This window comes from Acanthopleuribacter pedis (assembly GCF_017377855.1).
Taxonomy (GTDB): Bacteria; Acidobacteriota; Holophagae; order Acanthopleuribacterales; family Acanthopleuribacteraceae; genus Acanthopleuribacter; species Acanthopleuribacter pedis.
This window is the reverse complement of sequence record NZ_JAFREP010000037.1, coordinates 24791-44545: the sequence shown is the minus strand read 5'-3', so window position 1 is coordinate 44545 and position 19755 is coordinate 24791. Positions and strand designations below refer to the sequence as shown.

The following is a 19755-nucleotide window of genomic DNA, read 5'->3' as shown; positions in this document are numbered from 1 at the left end:
GCTAACGGCTTGCTTGCTTGATTTTACCCGCCGGCCCGTTTAAGCTGAGCCCAATGCCATCCATCCGCAAACCGCCGCATGCCGGTCACGGGTATTCGCGTTGGAACCTTTGTTTTTGTGCGGGATCTCCTATGAAAAACAAACCAGGTCGGCTTACAACCTTCTTCGGGTTCAAGGCGCGTTGCTCCTCTCTCCGCCGGCCGTGGTTTTGTATCGACCTGAATTCAGGGCGTATCGATTTTTAACGGTGAGGCCCAACGATTTTGACTGATCCGACCCTTTTGTTTGGTACCGTCTTCCGCTTGGCGGCGATGTTCGTCCTTTCGGTGATCCCGGCGGGCGGTGTTCGGCTATGGGCCCAAAGCAACTTTACCTGGTCGAAAACGCGGTTAACCCATCTGGGTCTCGACGACAATCTGTCACACCGCACCGTCTACAGCGTCACCCAAGACCGCGACGGTTTTTTATGGGTCGGTACCCAGAACGGGCTCAATCGCTACGACGGCTACACCTTCACCACCTTTTACCACAACCCGGCCGACCCAACCTCCATCGCCGGAGACAATGTCAGTTCCATGGCAGAAGACCAGCAGGGCGTTTTGTGGATTGCAACCTGGGGTGGCGGGCTCAATCTTTTTGATCCCGTCAAGCAATCGTTTTCGCGCGTTCGGCTCAGCTTCGCAAACGGGGACCCAATCCAGCGTGTCCAAAAGTTGTACCGAGACCGCGCCGGCCACATTTGGGTGGGTACTTACGCCGCCGGCGTCATTCGCATCAATCCCAAAACCATGGAAGAAACGCGTTTCGGCTTGGAGCCGCCCGGTGTAAATCAACCCGCGCGCGTTTGGGACATGGTTGAGGTGGTCGACAACACCTTCTTCATGGCGACCAACTCCGGCTTATGGCTGCTCGACAGCCAAAGCGGTCGCGCACAACAGGTTTCCGCCGCGGGGCCCATGGCCGAAGAACTCAAAAGTGCCCAGATCCGCGCCTTACATTTGTCTGAAAATCAATATTTGTGGATCGGTACCAACCGCCATTTATTCCGCCTCGATATTCGCGACCGCAGTTTGGTGGTGCAGCAACCCCTGCGGGAAAACGGTGTGCCCCTGGAAGAAACCAACTTTAACGAAATTACCGAGGATCCCACCGGAAACCTGTTGGTTGGCACCTTGTACCACGGAATGTTCCGCTATGATCCACTCGACGGGCGCTGGCTGCAATTCCAGCACAACCGCTTGAACCAAAATGGGTTGCTTCACAATGACATCCGCGCACTTTTTGTGGATCGCAACGACGTGCTCTGGATCGGAACCCGTGGCGGCGGCTTGAGCAAACTCGACACCAAACGCAAAAAGTTTGATGTGTACCGCGCTCAACCCAATGAACCGAACGCGCTACCAAGTGAAGCTGTTCGGGCACTCGCGCCCACCGCCGACGGTGGGGTTTGGGTTGGCACCCTGGGCGGTGGTTTGTGTTTCTTAAATCGAAAAACCGGAAAGGTGACCGCTTACCTACCTGAAAGCGGCAACCCGCGCAGCATCAGCAATGCCTGGGTGATGGCGCTGGAGAAGGACCCGGCCGAACGGCTTTGGGCGGGAACCAACGGCGGGGTGAATCGTCTCGATGAAGACGGCGGTTTCACCCGCTTTCAACACGATCCACGCAATCCCAACAGCCTCATCCACGATCAAGTTCAAAGCTTGGCCTGGCTGGACGACGCGCTGTGGATCGGGACCACCGGTGGCTTGAGCATCCTTAGGGACGGGCGTTTTACCAATTATCCCAACGGCGACAACAGCAACCACGGCCTGGGCGGCACCCGTATCTACGATATCCACCGCGATCGGGAAGGTCAGGTTTGGCTGGCAACCGCACATGGCGGGTTGATTCGCTATCGCCGTGAATCCAATGACTTTCGGAGTTACCTCCCCAAACAAGAAGACCCGGCCGGCATCAGCAATGCCACCATTCTTTGCCTCGGCGAGAACAGCCAGGGGATTTGGGCCGGCTCCTTTGGCGGCGGCTTGAGCCTGCTTCCCTGGGGTGCCGACACCTTCACCCACTTCAGCACCGCCGACGGGTTGCCTAATAATATTGTTTACGCCGTGCTCACGGACCGCGCCGACCGCCTGTGGATAAGCACCAACAAAGGCCTGTGTCGCTTCGATCCCGAGTTCAAAACCTTTCGTAACTACAATGTGGCCGACGGCCTCCAGGACGAATTGTTTAGCGTCGGTGCCTATGCCGTCGGCCCCACCGGCGAGTTTTTCTTCGGGGGCATTGAAGGATTTAACAGTTTTTACCCTAGCCAAGTCCGCGATTACGGTTCGCCACCCAACTTGGCGCTTTCCGAGTTCCGGGTCATGGATCGTACCCTCGCCATTCACCCAACCCGGCCGGAGAAAATCACCCTTCCCGCCAACGAGAACTACTTGTTTTTTGAGTTCGCCGCCCTCGATTTCACCTCACCCGAGCACAACCGGTACCAATACATGTTGGAAGGCCTGGACGAAACCTGGTCGCGCCCCGACCATCGTCGTAGCGTCAACTACGCGGCGCTTGCCCCCGGCAACTACCGCTTCCGCGTGCGTGCCGCCAACCACGACGGCATCTGGAACGAGGAGGGGCTTGCCGTTCGCATCCGCATTAACCCACCCTTTTTCTTGGGCAAGTTGGCCGTGGTGCTCTACTTCCTGCTCGGCGCCGGTTTGATCGCCGGCATCGGCACCTTGATCGTCCGCAAACGAAGAGAGAACGAGAAAATCTCCGAAATGCTCGAGGCACGCCGTCACGCCGAGGACTCCAGCCGCTCTAAAAGCGCGTTCCTGGCCCAAATGAGCCATGAATTACGCACACCGCTCAACCACATCATCGGCTACAGTGAAATTCTGGAGGAAGAAGTCGACGACGGTGTCGAGGATCGTGCCTTGCGCAAAACCCTCAACACCGATCTTGCCAAAATCCGTTCCGCCGCTTTTTACCAGTTGTCATTGATCAACAACCTCCTGGACTTCACCAAAATCGAATCAGGTGAGGTGCCCCTGCTCCTGGAACGTTTTTCCGTGCGTGAGATGGTGGAATCCGCGCTCAGTCAGGTGCGGCCCCTGCTCAAGAAACAGGCCAACCACCTGTTGGTTGACTACGAACCCGCGAATCCCGGCTTTATGGTGGCCGACATGATCAAGCTACGCACCGCCTTACTCAATGTCCTCAACAACGCCAATAAATTCACCAACCGCGGTCAAATTCACCTCCGTGTGACCCGTTCCATGCGGTCACGCGAGGAGTGGGTCACTTTTGAAGTAACCGACACCGGCATCGGGATTAAGGAACACCAAATTGAAATGTTGTTCCGCGAGTTTACGCAGATTGAAGACCACAATCGATACGGCGGCACGGGTTTAGGCCTCTACATCACGCGCTGTTTTTGCAAGATGATGGGGGGCGGGATTGATGTCAAAAGCCAATACCGCAAAGGAACCACCTTTACCATGGAGATTCCGGTGTTGGTCGGAAACGAGTCCAAAACCATCAGTTTCCCCGACGAAGGATGACCCAACCGCCGCGGTTTGCGACTTTCTCCTCGCCGTCAGGGAACCGAAAAGGTAAGATGGAAGCCAATTTCACGATGCTGTGGCCGGCGATGAAACCACTAGGCGTGTACCCGAGGTTGTCTCAAAACCGTCGGGCCGACAATTCAACGGCCGAAACACCGCGATCCGCTGATCCGGCGTTTCCCAACACCTGTTTATCCGATGTAACGCGTTCACCTCGGCAACGGCTTTCTGTACCGAGTTTCAAAAATGTTCGTTTTTACGTTGCGGCAGCTTGTCTATGGCTCTTTCATTTGATGAGCCCGGCCTACTTCGCCGGCCCCGAGCTTAAATCGAGCCATTTCACCCGGCTTGATTTGGAACAAGGGTTGTCTCACAATTACGTTTGGTCGATTTGCCAGGACCGAGAGGGATTTCTTTGGTTCGGTACCTTGCACGGGTTAAATCGCTTTGACGGTTATCGCTTTCGGACCTTCTACCATCAGCCGGGCAAGAAGGGCGGCCTCAGCGACGACAACATCAGTCATCTCGAATTAGATGAAGACGGTCGGTTATGGATCGCCACCTGGCGCGGTGGTATGAATGTGTACCATCCAGAAAGTGAAACCTTTGAGACCTTTCGGCACGATCCCACGAACTTGAACAGCCTTTCCAGCGACAAACTTCAGGTATTTGAGCCTGCCGGTGACGGCGCATTTTGGATTGGAACCGTTGGTGACGGCATCAATCTCCTCAACTACCGAAATAACCTCATAACACGTTTTGATCCAGCGCTTTTGCCAGGCCCTCGCGTTTGGGCGATCCAAAGGGACGGGCCCGATAAAGTGTGGATTGGCACGGACCGCGGCCTCTCGCTTTATGATCGCATCAGCAATACCTTTACCACCATCCAAGACCCGGACGATCGCTTGGATTTCCAGCGCGAGGTCCGCAGCTTACTTCTCGACCAGCGCGGTAACTTATGGATTGGCAGTAACCAGTATCTGGCGGTACGCAACCGCGAAACCGGGCAACTCACCGAGATTCCGCGTCCCGAGGTGGGGCCCAACCAGCCAAATCAGTATACCGTCACCTCGTTGTTCCTCGACCACCATAGTCGTATTTGGGCGGGCAGCAAGTTTGGCGGCCTTCACCTCTACAACAGCGACCGCAATCTTTTGGTCGAATACCAATCCAATCCGGTGAATCCTTATTCGCTGAGCCACCACGACGTCCACGAAATTTTCGAGGATACCTCCGGTAATCTATGGGTTGGAACCAAAGGCGGCGGCATCAACCAACTCAACCTGCGCCCGCGCAAGTTTCGCAACCTGTTCCACGATCCTCGTAAGCTGAATTCATTAACCTTCGGGAACATTCGCGGCGTGACCACGGATCAGCAGGATCGTTTGTGGATCGCCTCTTACTCGGGCGGCATCGACCGCTACAATCCCGTCACCGACACCTATACCCATTACCGGTCGGACCCCGACGATCCAGTGAACGGCCCCCTTTTGAACGATTTACTCTCCGTGCACTGTGATCGGCGCAATCGCATATGGGTGGGCAGTGATTACGGGGTGGCCGTGCTGGACGCGGAAACCGACACCTTTGTTCGGGTTGAGATTGACCCGGACATCCCCCACATTGCCGTCCACGGCATCCACCAAGAACCCTCCGGCCGAACCTGGCTCGCAGGAGACCACGGCATTTACCGCGGCGACGGCACCAACTTTTCGCAGTTTACCCATCCTCAGCCGAGCTTTCAGCGGTTGAATGACCGCAACCGTTACTATTCGATTTACGAGGACCGCGAGGGTTGGCTCTGGTTTGGGGGTACCAACGGCGCCATGCGTTACGATCCCATCGACGAAAACACCCTGATCTACAGCCGCGACTTTGGCGACGTGCGGATTCCCGCGCGCACCGTGTACTCCTTCTATGACGACGATGATGCCTGGTGGCTGGGGACGCGTGGGGGTGGGCTGGTTCGCATTGACAAAGAAACCGGGGCCGTGCGGAACTGGCGTGAAGAACAGGGCATTCCACGTGGTACGGTGAACGCGGTAAGCGGTGACAGCCGCGGTTATATTTGGTTGACCACCAATCGCGGATTGTCCCGTTTCGATCCGGTCGGGGAAGAGTTTCGCCATTTCGATGTGGTCGACGGTTTGCGCAATACCCAATTCGCCCAAAACGCCATCCACAAAAGCAAGCACGGCTGGATCTATGCGGGCGGTATTCTGGGGGTCGATCAGTTTTACCCGAATCGCATCTCCGACGACGGGTTCATTGCGCCGGTGGTCATCGCGGGTGTGAAAATCAACGATGTGCCATACGAAAAACGTCTGTATGACGGCGACGCGCTGGATCTGCGCCATGACGAGAATTTTGTTTCCATTGAGTTTGCCGCTTTGGATTACACCCGACCAGAGCTGAACAAATACCAACATTTCCTAGAGGGCTTCGAAAGCGGCTATCGGCAAGAAACCACGCGCCGTTTTGCTTCTTACTCAAATCTTCCACCGGGGGAGTACACCCTCAAGGTCAGAGCATCCAACCACGACGGGATTTGGAACAACAACGAAGTCGCGGTCAAAATCCGCATTTCGCCACCCTATTATTTATCGGGTATGGCCGTCACGCTGTACGTCCTGCTGTTTCTGGGTTTATTGGTGCTGTTCATCCACCATCAGCGCGAGCAGGAACGCCAACGCGCCAGGGTTGAGTTGCTGACGGAACAGCAAAAAATGGCCGTCGAAGCCAGCCGTGCCAAAAGTGCCTTTTTGGCGCACATGAGCCACGAATTGCGCACCCCGCTCAACGCCATCATCGGGTATAGCGAACTCATCGAAGAAGAATTCGAGGATGCAGTCAATGCCTTGGACGTGGTCGACGATGCGATGGTGGATGTGGGTCGCATCAAATCGGCCGCGCAGTACCAGCTCTCCCTGGTGAACAACATCCTCGACCTAACCAAAATTGAATCGGGAAAAGTGGATCTGTTTGTAGAAACCTTTGATGTCCAGCAGTTGGTCGACAATGTCTTGGATCACATTCGTCCAGTATTGGCAAAAAACAACAATAGTCTTACGACCGTTTTTGAACCCGAATGTCTTGGAAAAATGCGATCCGACATGACCAAACTACACGGTGTCTTGCTTAATTTGGTGACCAACGCCAATAAGTTCACCGAGGCCGGTTCGCTCACCGTCTCTGTCAAACGCGAGACACAGCCGGGCGGTGATTGGCTCATTTTTTCGGTGCGCGATACCGGTATTGGGATGAAAGCGGAAAAAATGAACAAACTGTTCCGCGAGTTTTCACAGATCGAAGACCACAACCGCTATGGCGGCACCGGGTTGGGTTTGTACATCAGTCGGTATTTCTGCCGGCTGATGGGCGGTGACATCTCGGTGGCCAGTGATTTTGGCAAGGGCTCCACTTTTACGTTTCAGTTGCCCGCGGAAGCACCGGGCGACGGATTGGGCCGGCAAGGCGAGCGTATTATCCACTTTTCAGAATTCAAGTCCCACGAGAGCGAGGAATCCCTCGACGAGGTGTTGGCCAACGGGATATCGGTTCGCTAGATTGGGATCAGCCGGCGCCGCCGGCGAGGAATCCCTCGACGAGGTGTTGGCTGACGGGATATCGGTTCGCTGGTTTCGGGTGAGCCGGCACGACAAGCAAACATTCCTGCTTCAGGCAGCTTAGGCGGCGGCCATCCGCGGTCGGAAAGCCACGCCAAACCCGCTTTCCTTGCAAAGAATACGTCGCGAGAAGCTGAAAGCCTTATGAGTACGAAGATTACGACCAAGCCACGGCACAGGGCTTCGACCATTCGCGGGGCCGTCCATTCGCGGGGCCGATCTTTTGCGGGGCCGATCTTTCGCTGCTCCGACCTATCGGGGTCCGACCTATCGGGGTCCGACCTATCGGCGTAGCAGCTGAGGCGAAGGCAGCTCGACCAGGTAAGGCGACCGGGCGCCCCGCGGAAGGCAAACCCTCGTAATTGCATGGGTTCCCCCACGGAAGAATTCCTTGAACATAGTGAGCTAATACCAGATGCCGCCTGCCGGCTGCTCGCAACGGGACGAATACTCATCTCGTAACCTAAACAGGGCCGGCGCGAGGGATTTTCGGTAACAATCTGGAGCGAAAGCGCTTGGCGTAAGGCTGCCAGCCGCCCCCGTGGGCCCTGAGCATTGTTACGTGCCGTTGCAGTCCAGAGGTTTTCCGGAAAACGCCACGCATCAGCGCTTCCTAAGCGTTGTGCCTCTCGCGGCGTTGGCTTCCGTGGTATGCCGAGATGTTGGGCTCTGGGCTTGACGGTAAAGGGGAATCTCGGGTGCCACCGTTTTCTTTTTTGAACCGGGCATCCTCCGGCCTAGCGGCCGCTGCAACAGCCGTGTTCAGCTGGGGCATTGCCCCCTCAAAAACCTTCTTTTTGTGAAAGGCTTTTGAGGAGAAAAAATACTGTTGGGATTGAGGTCCGCGGGCGGCAGTGTGCACAGCCCAAGCGTGAAAAGGCGTTTCAGTGGGCGGGCCTAGGCAACAGCAGAAACAGCGTTAATTACAAGAAGCCGATAACTACGGCCCTCGCTACCCGGCTGGAATCTCGCCGCGCATCCTTGACCCAGGTGGGCCCAACCCGCCGAGGAACCATACGGCCGACGGGTGGGTGGCCCACGAACAATTTCCCCCGGCCTCCATAGTTTTTCCCACCTTATTATTTGTATCAAGGACCGCGTCGGGAAAAATTCACAACCGTCCAATCGAGCAACCTCGGCTGAGTACTTTCAACTTTAGTCCGCGCTTGCGCGAGATTGGCGCGGCTCAACCTTTTGGAAACCCCGTGTTTCTTTGGTAAATGCTGATTGGGGAGGTTTTTCCTTCTCGAATCGCGATGTTTTCTTGGAAAACGCTTCTGTCATTGCTGAACCCAAGCAGCTCGGCAAATTCCCGCATTGTTGATGCAAAAGTTCTCTTCCTTCGTTGAAACAACTGCGATTACGTAGGTTACTTGACGGCACCTTCGCAAACCAACGGTTGAACAGCCTCGCCGGTGCGCTGCCACGCGGAAAGGTCCGCCCCGCGAAAGGTCCGCCCCACGAATAGTCCGGCCCGCTTGTTTGCCCTTGGTCGTAACCCATGTATTCACGGCGTTTTCAAAGCTTGGCGACGAATTCGGGTGAGCACCGCGAGTAATCAGCAGGTTTAAACTTGTCCTGCCGATGGATTCCGCGCACGATCATTCTTGGCGGTCAGCGACTTTCTTGGCGGTCAGCGACTTTCTCGGCTCTGCCCGCAAGCTTGTCAGCAGGGAAGATGGAGCAAGCCCACGATGTCATCTTTTCCACTACGAGACACACAACGCTTGGTCAAGTGCGCCAGAAAGGGGCGTTTGGGAACGGATGTTTTCCGTTTCTCAGGGTTGTGGAACCGTGCCACCTTGCCGTTTCCGCGCGGTGAATAGGGGCCGGCTCGCGCGAATGTCTTGCCACTTATCCCAATGAATACCTGGAAAGCGCGGGCAATGAACCGGGGACTCTTGTCCGAGTTGCTGCATAAATAACGAGAAAAGTGCCCTCGCATTTCAACAGAGGGGCGAGGGCACTTTTTGTTTTCGTTGAGAAGAATCCCAGGCCGCTCACGGGCCAAGACTACCCACCTCGCACATAAAGTCTTGCTCAGCGCTCCAGAAAGAACCGGTAAGACTTTTGTCCTTCAGGAAACCCTATAAAGTCTTGAATGGGTTCGCCATGATTTTCTCCGTGCCTTTAGGTAGATAATGTCTTACGTGGTTCGCGGCCGAATCTGGCGTAGAGCACGGGCACCACGATCAAATTCAGCAAGGTTGAGGTGGTCAGGCCACACAAAATCACCACGGCCATCGGCGCCTCGATCTCTCCGCCCGGCTGACCGGCTTTCATCGCGAGGGGGACCAGCGCCAACGCCGCGCTCAGGGCGGTCATCAAAATAGGGGCGAGGCGCTCCAACGCCGCGCGTTCCACGGCCTCTCGCAAACGGGTGACCCCTTCCATCATCATGAGGTGCTGAATGTGGGAGACCAGAAGAATACCGTTGCGAGTTGCGATACCAAACAAGGTAATAAACCCAATCACCGCGGCGATACTCAAGGTCCCACCGCCAAGGTACACGCCCACCACGCCGCCGATCAGGGCGAACGGCAAGTTCACCATCACCAGCAAGGCATCCCGTACCGTACCCAGCGACCAACACAACAACAAAAATATGCCGGCAATGACCGCCACCCCGAGCAACGAAAGGGTACGGCCGGCTTGAACCGCGCTTTCGAACTGACCGCCATAACTGATATGGGTGCCGACCGGGCGCTGAACATCGCGGTTTACCGCCTCCTGGATGTCTGCCACCACATGGCTTAAATCGCGACCGGCGACGTTGCACATCACCACGATTTTGCGCTGCACGTTTTCGCGGCTAATGGTGTTCACCCCGGTGGTTTTGCGGATATCGGCCAAAACGTGTAAAGGGACATGGGCCCCGCTCGGCGTCACCACGGTGAGTCGTCGCAATCGGTTCACATCGTCACGCGGTGCCTCGGCCAAACGAACCACCAAATCGAACGCGGCACGACCCTCGAGCACCCGTGAAACTTCCTGACCGACAAACGCTGTTTCGATGGTTTCGCTCACCGCATGAACGGTTAGTCCGTACCGTGCGATCGCCTCCCGGTTGAGGTTAAACGCCACGTAGGGAATCGGGGCCTGCTGTTCCACCGACAAGTCCACAACGCCGGCGACCCCTTCCATCGCGGTTTTGACCTGTTGCGCCAATCGCCGTAACGCGTGCAAGTCCTCACCGAAGATTTTGACGGCGATGTTGGCGCGGGTCCCCGAAAGCATGTGGTCGATGCGGTGGGAGATCGGCTGGCCGATGGTGACGTTCGTGCCGGGGATGAGGGCGAAGTCGTCCCGCAAGGCGGCTAAAAAGGCGTCCTTCGAACGTTCCGTCGGCCGCAATCGCACGTCGATTTCCGAGGCGTTCACGCCTTGGGCGTGTTCGTCTAATTCAGCACGCCCGGTACGGCGGGCGGTCGAAACCACCTCCTCGTGGCGAGCCAACAGGGTTTCGACCATGCGCCCAACGGCGTCCGATTCCTCCAAGGAGGTCCCTGGCAATGTCACGGCACTGATGGTTAAGGTCCCCTCGTTGAAATCGGGCAAGAACGAACGCCCCGTGTTTGCTAACCAGATGACGGCGGCGACGGTCAACAGCAAGGCGGGCAAGGTGACCCGTCGCCATGCGGGCAGCAGCCGTTGCAAAACCGGACGATACAGTCCTTTAAGCCAAGCGATCACCCTGCCGTCGTGCGCCCGTTCAAGCGTCTTCCGACGCGTCAACCACAGGGAACACAGCACCGGGGTCACGGTCAGGGCGGTCACAAGCGAAGCCCCAAGCGAGACAATGTACGCCAAACCCAAGGGTTGCAGCAGCCGACCCTCCACGCCGCTCAAGAAGAACAACGGCAGAAACACCAAAACAATAATAACGGTGGCGAACACAATGGAAACGCGGATTTCGCGGCCGGCTTCAAACACCACGCGCAGCATCGGCTCCGGTGTCTCGCGGGCCGCATTCTCCCGCAGCCGACGCACCACGTTTTCCACGTCAATCACGGCATCGTCGACCAAGGCACCGATGGCAATCGCCATACCGCCAAGCGTCATGGTGTTGATGGTGGCGCCAAAGAGGTGAAGGGTCAGCACCGCGGCGGCAAGGGAGAGGGGAATGGCAATCACGGTGATGGTGGTCGCACGGCTGTCCACCAAAAAGACGAACATGACCAAAACCACCAACAGGGCGCCTTCCAGCAATGCATCGCGAACATTGGCGACCGCCACTTCAATGAAATCGGCTTGGCGGAACATATCGCGGGCCACGGTGACCCCTTCCGGCAAACCGCCTTGAATATCGTCGAGCACGCTGTCAAGCTCGGCCGTCAGGGTGAGGGTATTGGCGTCGGGTTGCTTTTGAATACCGATCACCACCGCGGCGCGCCCGTTAAGCGCACCCTCACCGCGCTTTAAAGCCGCACCCAGCCGCACCGAACCCAGGTCTTTCACCCGAACCGGCGCACCCTCGCGCATCGTGACCAGCGCCTGTTCCAAGTCGGCGGCGTCGCGGATCCGTCCCCAGCCGTGAATGAGGTATTCACGGCCGCCCTCGTGGTAAAACCCGGCCGAGGTATTTTGGTTGCTGCCGCGAACGGCGTCGACCACCTCGTTTACCGTGAGATTGAAGGCGAGCAGACGGTCCGGGTTGAGCAACACCTGGTACTGCTTGGTATCGCCGCCGATGGGCACAACCTGAGACACGCCCGGCACGGCAAGCAAGCGCCGTCGCACGACCCAATCAGCCAAAGTTTTGAGTTCTTGCGGGTCCTCGCCGGCAAGGGCGATAAACATGATTTCGCCCATGATCGACGAAACCGGTGCCATCACCGGGGGTTCGATGTCTTTTGGCAACGCTCCGCGCGCCAATTGGAGCTTTTCGGCCACAATTTGACGGGCGCGGAAGATGTCCATATCCCAATTAAACTCGACCCACACCACGGAAATGCCGACGCCGCTGGAGGAACGCACCCGACGCACCCCGGCGGCACCGTTGAGCGCGGTTTCAATCGGAAAGGTGATCAGGGTTTCGACTTCCTCGGGCGCCATTCCGTGGGCCTCGGTCAACACGGTGACGGTGGGAGCCGTCAGGTCGGGAAACACGTCGACGGGCATGGTCAGGGCGCGGTAGGCACCCCAGCCGAGCAGGAGCACGGCGGCGGCAAGCACCAGCGCGCGGTTCTTTAGGGACCACCACATAATGCTGTCAATCACGGCGCACCCCCGAAACCTGTCTCGAGGCAAAGGTGAAGGGCGAATGGTTTGTTGGTTTTCAAAATCAAGGCGCCCCCTTAGTGCACGTGGCCGTGATCGGGCACCGCGGTGGTGTTGCCGGCCAAATGCAGTTGGTAGGTCCCTTGGGTCACGATTCGTTTGACACCAGCCAAGCCGGAGCGGATGTGGGCGTGGGTGCCGTCGCGCTGACCGACCTGAACCACACGGCGCGAAAAAGTTTCACCGTTGATTTGGGCATACACCACGGTTTGTCCCGCTTCCTCCATGAGCGCGGCATGGGGCACGGCCCAGCCCCGCGTGGTGTTGCCGGTGCCAATCCAAGCTTTGACATGCATGCCGATTTTGAGAAGACCTTCCGCGTTGGGAACCTCGAAAATAACCGGCACCGTGCGCCGTCGTGGGTCGACCGAACCACCGACCACCACCAAACGCCCCGCCACCGCTTGATCCCCGCCAGGGGGCACGAACCAGGCGACCGCCTGTTCCGGCACGCGATGGATCTCGCTTTCCGAGACCTGGACGGTCAGCCAAACCCGTTCGAGATCGACCAGGTGCCAAAGGACCTCATCCTCCGTAACCAGCGCACCCTGCACCGCATGGGCCGCGACAATGGTGCCGCTAATCGGCGCGGTAAGCGCAATACCCCGTGCAATGCCGGCGTCATTTCCGGCTTGTAAGCGCGCGAACTGGGTTTGTCGCTGTTGCGCGGCCTGTTTCTCAGCACGGTGATCGGCCTCGGTCAGTTCGGCGCGTTGCAGGGTTTCAACCGCGGCCACCCCTTCGCGGTGTAACCTTTTTATCCGGGCCAGATCTTTAACCGCGAAATCATGATCCAGACGCGCCTGTTGCAGGGCCAGTTCAAGCGCCGCGGGATCCTCTGCTTCCTGAAAGCGCGGTTGCAGGAGGGCCAAGGGACGGCCTTGTTGGACCCGCCGTCCAAATTCCGGCCAGGTCGTGTTTCCGGCCAGCAACCTTCCACCCAAGGGGGCGTGAATCATCGCTTCGCCCCCGGAACGCGCCTCGATTTGCGCAGGCGCCTCGACGGCCTCGCGGAACACACGTTGGTTCAGCGGCTCTGATCGGAACGGCGCCAACCATTGTTGCTGTTTGAGGTAAACAATCTCTTCGCCTTCCTCGGCCGGCGCTTGCAGCATCTGATTCAGCGGTGAAAACAGGTTGAGCGCGGGCTGATTTTCGGCGCCCTCATCCGCGTGGTCGGCGGCATGTTGATCGGCGTAAACGGTAACTTTGTTTTGGGTTACGCGGCTGGGTGGGTCCCCGGCAAGGGAATAGGTCACGGACCAGGCACCCGCGCTTGCAGGGGTGGCCTCGGCGGTGTAAATGCCGGCTTGGCCGCCACGCGCGGCCTGAACCGCGACGGCGGCGCCTTCACCACGGGAAAGGCGAATCCCCACGACCGGCGCTTGTTCCGGTTGCCAGTCCGCCAGACGGGTGAGGTGGATGGTAAATTCAGCGGCTTGACCCGCGACCAGCGGGGGATGTTCTACAAAAAATTCGTGCTGTTCATTGTACAGCGTCACTTGGCGAACGACGGTGTCGTGACCGTGTCCGTGATCGTCATGAGCATGACCCTGATCGTCGTGGCCCTGATGATCCGCGCCGGCGTGATGACCGTGCGGCACATGGCTACATCCGACCAGAAACAAAGCCAAGCTCATGGAAAGAAAAAGCTTATCCATGAAACTCATACTCCTGTTTGATGTCGTTTTTACAGTTTAGACAACAAAAAACAGGGGCGGGGCGCGGGGCTGCCTGGTTGGGGAGACGCCATGGCGCGGGACGTCTTGATCCGAAACAAGGGTTTCCCAAGGCAGCGGCTCGGGCGCCACCAACAACAGGGGCTGCTCGAGACATAAAACCGGTAAACCGAGTGAGACCGGTTCCGTTTTGCGCAAGGGGGCCGAGGTAATCTCGTGATCCTCGTCTGGGTGGACCGGGTGATCATCGTGGGAATGGGATGTGCCTGTTGTCTGCGCCAAAGCCCATTGCAGCAGGTCTTGCGGGGTCAAAAGACGCGTTTCGTGGTGGTGCCCCCCATGGGCTAAGTGATGATGATCGGCGGCCTTGTGATGGACCAGCCAAGCCTGCACCCCAAACAATAGGGCGATGGTGAGCCAGGCGGTAGCTGATTGTTTGCGGCCGGTAATCATCAGGTTCCCTCACAAAAAGTGTCACAAATGCGACACTCCTCATCCTAACGCAATCAGGGAGGTTCGGGTTGCCATTTTTTTTGCACTTTCGCCAAAAGAGCTAAAGTATTGCATCGCAATTGATTAAATAAAATGGATTGACCCTACCTCGTTGTTAGCCTGGGATTCCTTGATCGGTGCCGCTTGACACCACCAAGGATCCACCTTAGATTTCAGGCGAGGTTTGCGCCTCCTCTGCGTGCACGGACTCGAAACCAAAACGCAAAGGAGCTATTTATGCGCAAGATACCCACTCTTTTTATTCGGGACGCTCGTTTTAAAGTCACGGAAGGGCCCCATCCCGATTGCCAATGGGTTTTGGACGGCGAGGGCCGTGCTACTGAAAAACTCGATGGCACCAACCTTCGATTAACCGTTCGCGCGGGTCAGGTGGTCCGCGTCGAGAAACGACGTAACCCCGGCAAAACACAGAAAGCACAAGGCATTTTCGAGCCTTGGTACGTCGATGCAGACCCTGAGGCGCCCGCGGATCGTTACCTGTTCGAGGCGGTCCAACATACCGATGTCTCTGCCTGGCCGGACGGCGAACATTCAGCCGAGGCGTTGGGACCCAAAATTCAAGGCAATCCCTTAGCCCTAGATCAACACCGATGTGTCGCCTTCGACCTTCACGCCCCGGTTTATGCCGAGGTGCCCCGTGGTTATGATGGGCTACGTGAATTTTTACGCGAATGCGAAAGTCTGTTCCAGCCCGGAGCCTTGGCCGAGGGGTTGGTGTTTCATCATCGCGACGGCCGCCGCGCCAAGATAAAACGCAAAGACTTTGATTGGTAGTGATTCGTCCCAGCCGAACAGGGATAGGCTGGACACTGTTAACGGGTTAAAAGCGAAACCAAGCGCGGTTCGCGGGCTATTTCGGCCCTGGCCGCCTCGGGATCCCAGCCACGGGCGGTTAACACCGCGCGGGTAATCAACCGTTCACTTCTTACCGCCGCTCGGATTTTGTCGTCCAGCGGCGTTTCGGCTGTTTGCCCGAGCGCGCGGTGCAGCGCGTCCTCCGCCTGTTGGCTGGAAACCACCGCCAAATCCGCGATTAGGCCGATACCGCGATGCCACAACTTCTGATTGGAGATGCGTAAATCGACCATGCGGTTACCGAGCACCTTGCCGTAGGCCACAAAAGCCAGGGTGGATAGCGCGTTGCATTGCCATTTGAACCACAGATCGCGGAGGGGTCCCATAAGGGTACCTGCATCGAACAGATGGGTAGGGAAGGGGGGCAATGATCGGATCGCATCCGCCGCCAGGTCCTTGCGCCACGCGGCCAAAGCCGGATCAGCTGCCGCGCCCGCCATCCAAACAAAGCCGTCCTCGACCCGAGCCCGCCGCTGATAGGCGGCCAAATCGTGGTCGGTCCCGTCAAAGTCGGGCAACTGTTCGGCCAACCCCGCGCAAACGGCTTGCACCTGGAAGGGTTGGGCGCCAAAGGTCGGCGGACACTCGCTGGCGTCCAGCAGCGCCATCGGCGCCGTCTCACCGGCCGCCACATAAGTTAAGGATCCGCCGCGTTTCAAGGTTTCGCCGGCCCAAGCGACCACCTCGCCCAGCGATTGTCGCTGCAGCTGTTGGAGCAACACCTGGTATTGCGCCAACCGCGCCCGAATACGACCGGGAAAAGCGAGCCCGTCCAAAAGGATTCGGGTCGCGCTGCCGCCTTTCATGCGGGTGGAGCCCGCGATGGGTTCCGCGCCAATCATCGGCGTTAACACAAAGGCATCGGCGTCGGTCGCCAAAGCCGCGATCAGGGCACGCATCGACCCCGTTTCGGGCGGCAATCCGGGCAAGGTTCGGTCGACAGCGGTATCCGGCGGCGTAAACCCCAAAACAACCGTGGTGGTATGTGCACGGCGGCGACACAAAGCAAGCTGACCGGCGACATAAGCCGCTGATAGACCGCAACTTATGCCGATGTAAACCACGGGTCCGGGACCCGCCAGCAAGGGTGCGATATCGGCCTGACCAACGGCAACGCTGTCTTCGACCACTTCCTTGGCGTGGTAATAGGCGGCCCATCCACCGGCCAACAGCCCGTGAACCTTGCCCGCCTGCGACCCGTAGTTCCGCGCCCACTGGGTCGCGGCCAAACAAGCCAGCCGCCCGCTGGTCCCGGCCCCGGCGAAAATCACGCGGCCCTCGGGATCGGCCGTTACGGTCGCAATCTTTGCCGCCAAACGTTCTAAATCGGCCAAAAATGCGGGGTCCAAAAGCCCGGGTCCCCAGGCATGTTCCTCGTACAGTTCCCGCTCGGCTTGGAACAGGCAGGCCAAAGCCGCTTCCGGGGTTTGTTGGTCCAGGTGTTCGGTCAAGGGATGAATCTGTTCGGTAACCCGCTGCACCCCGGGATTCACGGGCGCACCAACCGAAACACCTGATCGACCATCTTTTGCTGCACATCGAGGTGGTCGCATCCCTCGCGACGCTGGGCTTCAATGTTCAGGTAACGCAGGCCGCGTTTTTCCGACAAGACCGACAGCGAGCCATCGTCCTCATCGGGATCCACCGCCACCCGCGGATGTTGCAGCACCAAGTTGTAACCCAAACGCCTGAGTTTCTTGAAATCCCGCTTCTTGGTGATGAAAAAGAGGTCGTCCTCATCGTGGGTGCCGTGGTGCAGCTTCAAGATGTAACCCGCGCCGGTATCCAGCTTCTTCTGGTAACGCACCATCGAAACCGTGCCGACCCCGCCTTTGCCGTCGTCGTCGAAGCCGTCGGTATTGTTGTGAACCGCGATAATGATGGAGCCGCGCCGCAAATCGTTCATGTGGCTTTTGATAAAATCACCGACCGCTACCGCCCGTGCCACGGCTTGCGCCAAAAGCGCGGGCTGCTCTTTCAGCCCCGGATTCTCACGGCGCAGGGAGCTTTCGGCCCCGACCGGGGTAAAAATGCGGTTGGGATCGACCTCGTATTCGGCATCGCCCACCTTCAAAAACAAGTGACGTTGCCCACGTTGCCGCAAAATCAAAAAGCAGCCGCCCTCTTTCAGGACCTTTTTGGCGAGGTAGTCATTGACCACCTGTTCGTTTTCGTGGGGCGCCAGGAAAAACACCCGCGTCGGTCGGTCTGGTTTTTGAAAACGCTCCAGATAAATGTCGGGTTGATCGGGGAAGGGGAGACGCTCCCCACCGGCAACCAGCAGTGTCGTCAGCACAGAGCACAGCAGAATGTTCATGCTTCTCCTCTTCCTTAAGGTGTTTCACTTCGCAACGAATCGTAGAGCACGTCGGGTTGCGCCAGACGCGAGTGGGACAAGGGAACCGTTTCGCGAATGCGCAGATCCAAACCGCGGCCCGCTTTGCGTTCCACCGTCAGCGCCATTTTGTGAATTTGCGAGAGCCTCCAGGTGCGGAAGGCCCAGCGTTCCGGGTTGTCGTTTTGTTTCGGGACAATGTCGATGCCGATTTGCGGGGGCGGCCCCAGCAAAAAACTAAAGTCACCGAGCGGAATCGAAAGCCCCATGCCGCGCGCCTTGATATAAGACTCTTTGAGGGTCCAATAATCAAAGAATCGGTCCTTCTGCCGGACACGGGGCAAGGTATGGAGTTCGGCAACTTCCGCCGCCGAAAAGAAGCGGTCGGCAATCCCAACTTGGTCCCCGTCACGGGTGACCGTCTCCACGTCGATACCGATCTCGCGATCAAAGGTCACGGCAATGGCAACCAACCCCTTGGTGTGGCTGATATTGAAGTGCAACTTGGGAATATCGGGGTCCGGTTTAATATGTGGCCGGCCGTATTCATTGGTTTCAAACTGCCACATCGCGGGCTGGATGTGCGGCACGTACCGGGTCAACAGCGAACGAATAAAACCACGGGTCACCAAATACTGGTGGCGGTCCTTTTCGAAATAGAAGCGCTGCTGTTTTTTGGCTTCTTCCGGGTTGAGCCAACGTTTGTAGCGGGCCAACAAATCGGCGTCGGTGATATCGGCCGAATACGCCAGCCAAATGTGTATTTCGTCCGGCCCGCAGGTGAGCGGCGAGCCCCAGGTTTCAGAGACGGGTAGGGAAAACATCGGGTTCCTTTCTCGCGGCGTCGCGGCGACACCGCCTCGGGCATGATTCGCCCGCATTGCTTACAAGGCTTTCTGCTTCTTGCGACGAATCCTTGTAAGCAAGGCGGGTTAACCGCGTAAACCGGTCAGGGCTTTTTGGAGCATGTTGGTTTCGCGACCAAAGGGGGTCAAAATCGTAAAGGTTTCGCTTTGGCTTTGCGGACTCAGCCCGTACTTTACGAAGTTGGCCAAGGTCCCCGACGGACCCAGGTCCACATAACGCATGGCACCCTGGCGTTCCATCGCGGCCGCGGTTTGGTTAAACATCACCGGTTCGCGGCAGGCCCGCCAGAAATGCACCGGATCGGGCAGGTCAACACTTCCGCCGGCGACCCCGCTGTAAAAGGGCAGGCTCGGGAACTTGGTCGGCGGGCAATTGGCCAGGTAGCGCTCTTTGCCCATTTCGACAAGCGGAGAATGGAAACCGCGATGGACCGGTAGCCGTTGGCAAATCACGTCTTCCGCCGTCAGTCTTTGTTCAATCAGGTCCAGCCGCTCCGGCCGTGCCGTAATGCAAAAGTGATTGGGAAAGTTCACCCCGCCCAGCCAGCTGTCCTGGAACAGGTCGGGCCGTTCTTGCATGATCGCGGGATCGGCAAGAATCGCCGTCATTCCGGCCTCGGGCGCAACTTCCATGAACAATTTGGCCTGTTGGATCAGCGAGCGCAGGACCGCACCCAGTTCCATCACGCCCGCGTCAACCGCCGCGTTCCATTCACCCAGCGAGTAACCCATCACGTATTGCGGCTGAATCCCTTTGCTGCGCAGAAGCCGGCCCATGGCGTGACCGATCATGAAACAGCCGGGATGGGTGTGTTCCAAGCGATCAAAGGGCTCCGATTTCTTTTTGCCGGGATCGTACATCACATCAACAAGCGAAGTCCCGATTTCGCCGCGGACGATGTCGTCGCAGGCCAGCAAGGCCTGCTTAAAGGCCGGTTCTTTGTCGAACAATTCTTTTCCCATGTGAAAATACTGGGCACCCTGACCCGAATACATGAACACGATTGGTTTCATAGCCATAACTCCCTTGGTGATCGACCG

At 57.8% G+C, this 19755-nt stretch carries 10 protein-coding genes; 3 read left to right on the top strand and 7 right to left on the bottom strand.

Features of this window, described 5'->3' with window-relative positions; translation table 11 throughout:
- Positions 1-263 precede the first annotated feature (263 nt).
- Entirely contained in the window at positions 264-3557 is a 3294-nt protein-coding gene (locus tag J3U88_RS28535) for a ligand-binding sensor domain-containing protein (RefSeq protein ID WP_207862425.1), read from the top strand.
- A gap of 368 nt (positions 3558-3925) precedes the next feature.
- Positions 3926-7126 (top strand): ligand-binding sensor domain-containing protein, encoded by a 3201-nt coding sequence (locus tag J3U88_RS28530; protein WP_207862424.1) that lies wholly within the window; start codon positions 3926-3928, stop codon positions 7124-7126.
- A 2190-nt stretch (positions 7127-9316) separates the two neighbouring features.
- Here J3U88_RS28530 and J3U88_RS28525 read toward each other — a convergent pair.
- The 3 genes from J3U88_RS28525 to J3U88_RS28515 form a co-directional block, all read right to left on the bottom strand.
- Positions 9317-12406, bottom strand: coding sequence for an efflux RND transporter permease subunit (locus J3U88_RS28525; protein ID WP_207862423.1), 3090 nt, complete (start codon positions 12404-12406; stop codon positions 9317-9319).
- Between the two features lie 77 nt (positions 12407-12483).
- Positions 12484-14127, bottom strand: a complete 1644-nt coding sequence (locus J3U88_RS28520) for an efflux RND transporter periplasmic adaptor subunit (RefSeq protein ID WP_207862422.1) — start codon at positions 14125-14127, stop codon at positions 12484-12486.
- A 36-nt stretch (positions 14128-14163) separates the two neighbouring features.
- Positions 14164-14598: a hypothetical protein gene (locus J3U88_RS28515; RefSeq protein ID WP_207862421.1), complete on the bottom strand. Its 435-nt coding sequence runs from the start codon at positions 14596-14598 to the stop codon at positions 14164-14166.
- Between the two features lie 276 nt (positions 14599-14874).
- Between J3U88_RS28515 and J3U88_RS28510 the strand changes: the two genes are divergently transcribed.
- Positions 14875-15432, top strand: coding sequence for a hypothetical protein (locus tag J3U88_RS28510; protein ID WP_207862420.1), 558 nt, complete (start codon positions 14875-14877; stop codon positions 15430-15432).
- Positions 15433-15470: 38 nt separating this feature from the next.
- On the opposite strand, the gene J3U88_RS28505 is transcribed toward J3U88_RS28510, so the two are convergent.
- The 4 genes from J3U88_RS28505 to J3U88_RS28490 all read right to left on the bottom strand — a co-directional run bounded on the left by J3U88_RS28505 (position 15471) and on the right by J3U88_RS28490 (position 19728).
- Entirely contained in the window at positions 15471-17006 is a 1536-nt protein-coding gene (locus J3U88_RS28505) for a hypothetical protein (RefSeq protein WP_207862419.1), read from the bottom strand.
- Positions 17003-17830, bottom strand: coding sequence for a hypothetical protein (locus J3U88_RS28500; RefSeq protein ID WP_207862418.1), 828 nt, complete (start codon positions 17828-17830; stop codon positions 17003-17005). Before J3U88_RS28500 ends, J3U88_RS28505 begins: the two co-directional genes overlap by 4 nt.
- A gap of 14 nt (positions 17831-17844) precedes the next feature.
- The gene (locus tag J3U88_RS28495; RefSeq protein ID WP_207862417.1) at positions 17845-18672 is read right to left on the bottom strand and encodes a 4'-phosphopantetheinyl transferase family protein; all 828 of its coding nucleotides are present in this window, start codon (positions 18670-18672) and stop codon (positions 17845-17847) included.
- Between the two features lie 108 nt (positions 18673-18780).
- Complete coding sequence (locus J3U88_RS28490; RefSeq protein WP_207862416.1) at positions 18781-19728, bottom strand: acyltransferase domain-containing protein; 948 nt, start codon at positions 19726-19728, stop codon at positions 18781-18783.
- Positions 19729-19755: the final 27 nt, after the last annotated feature.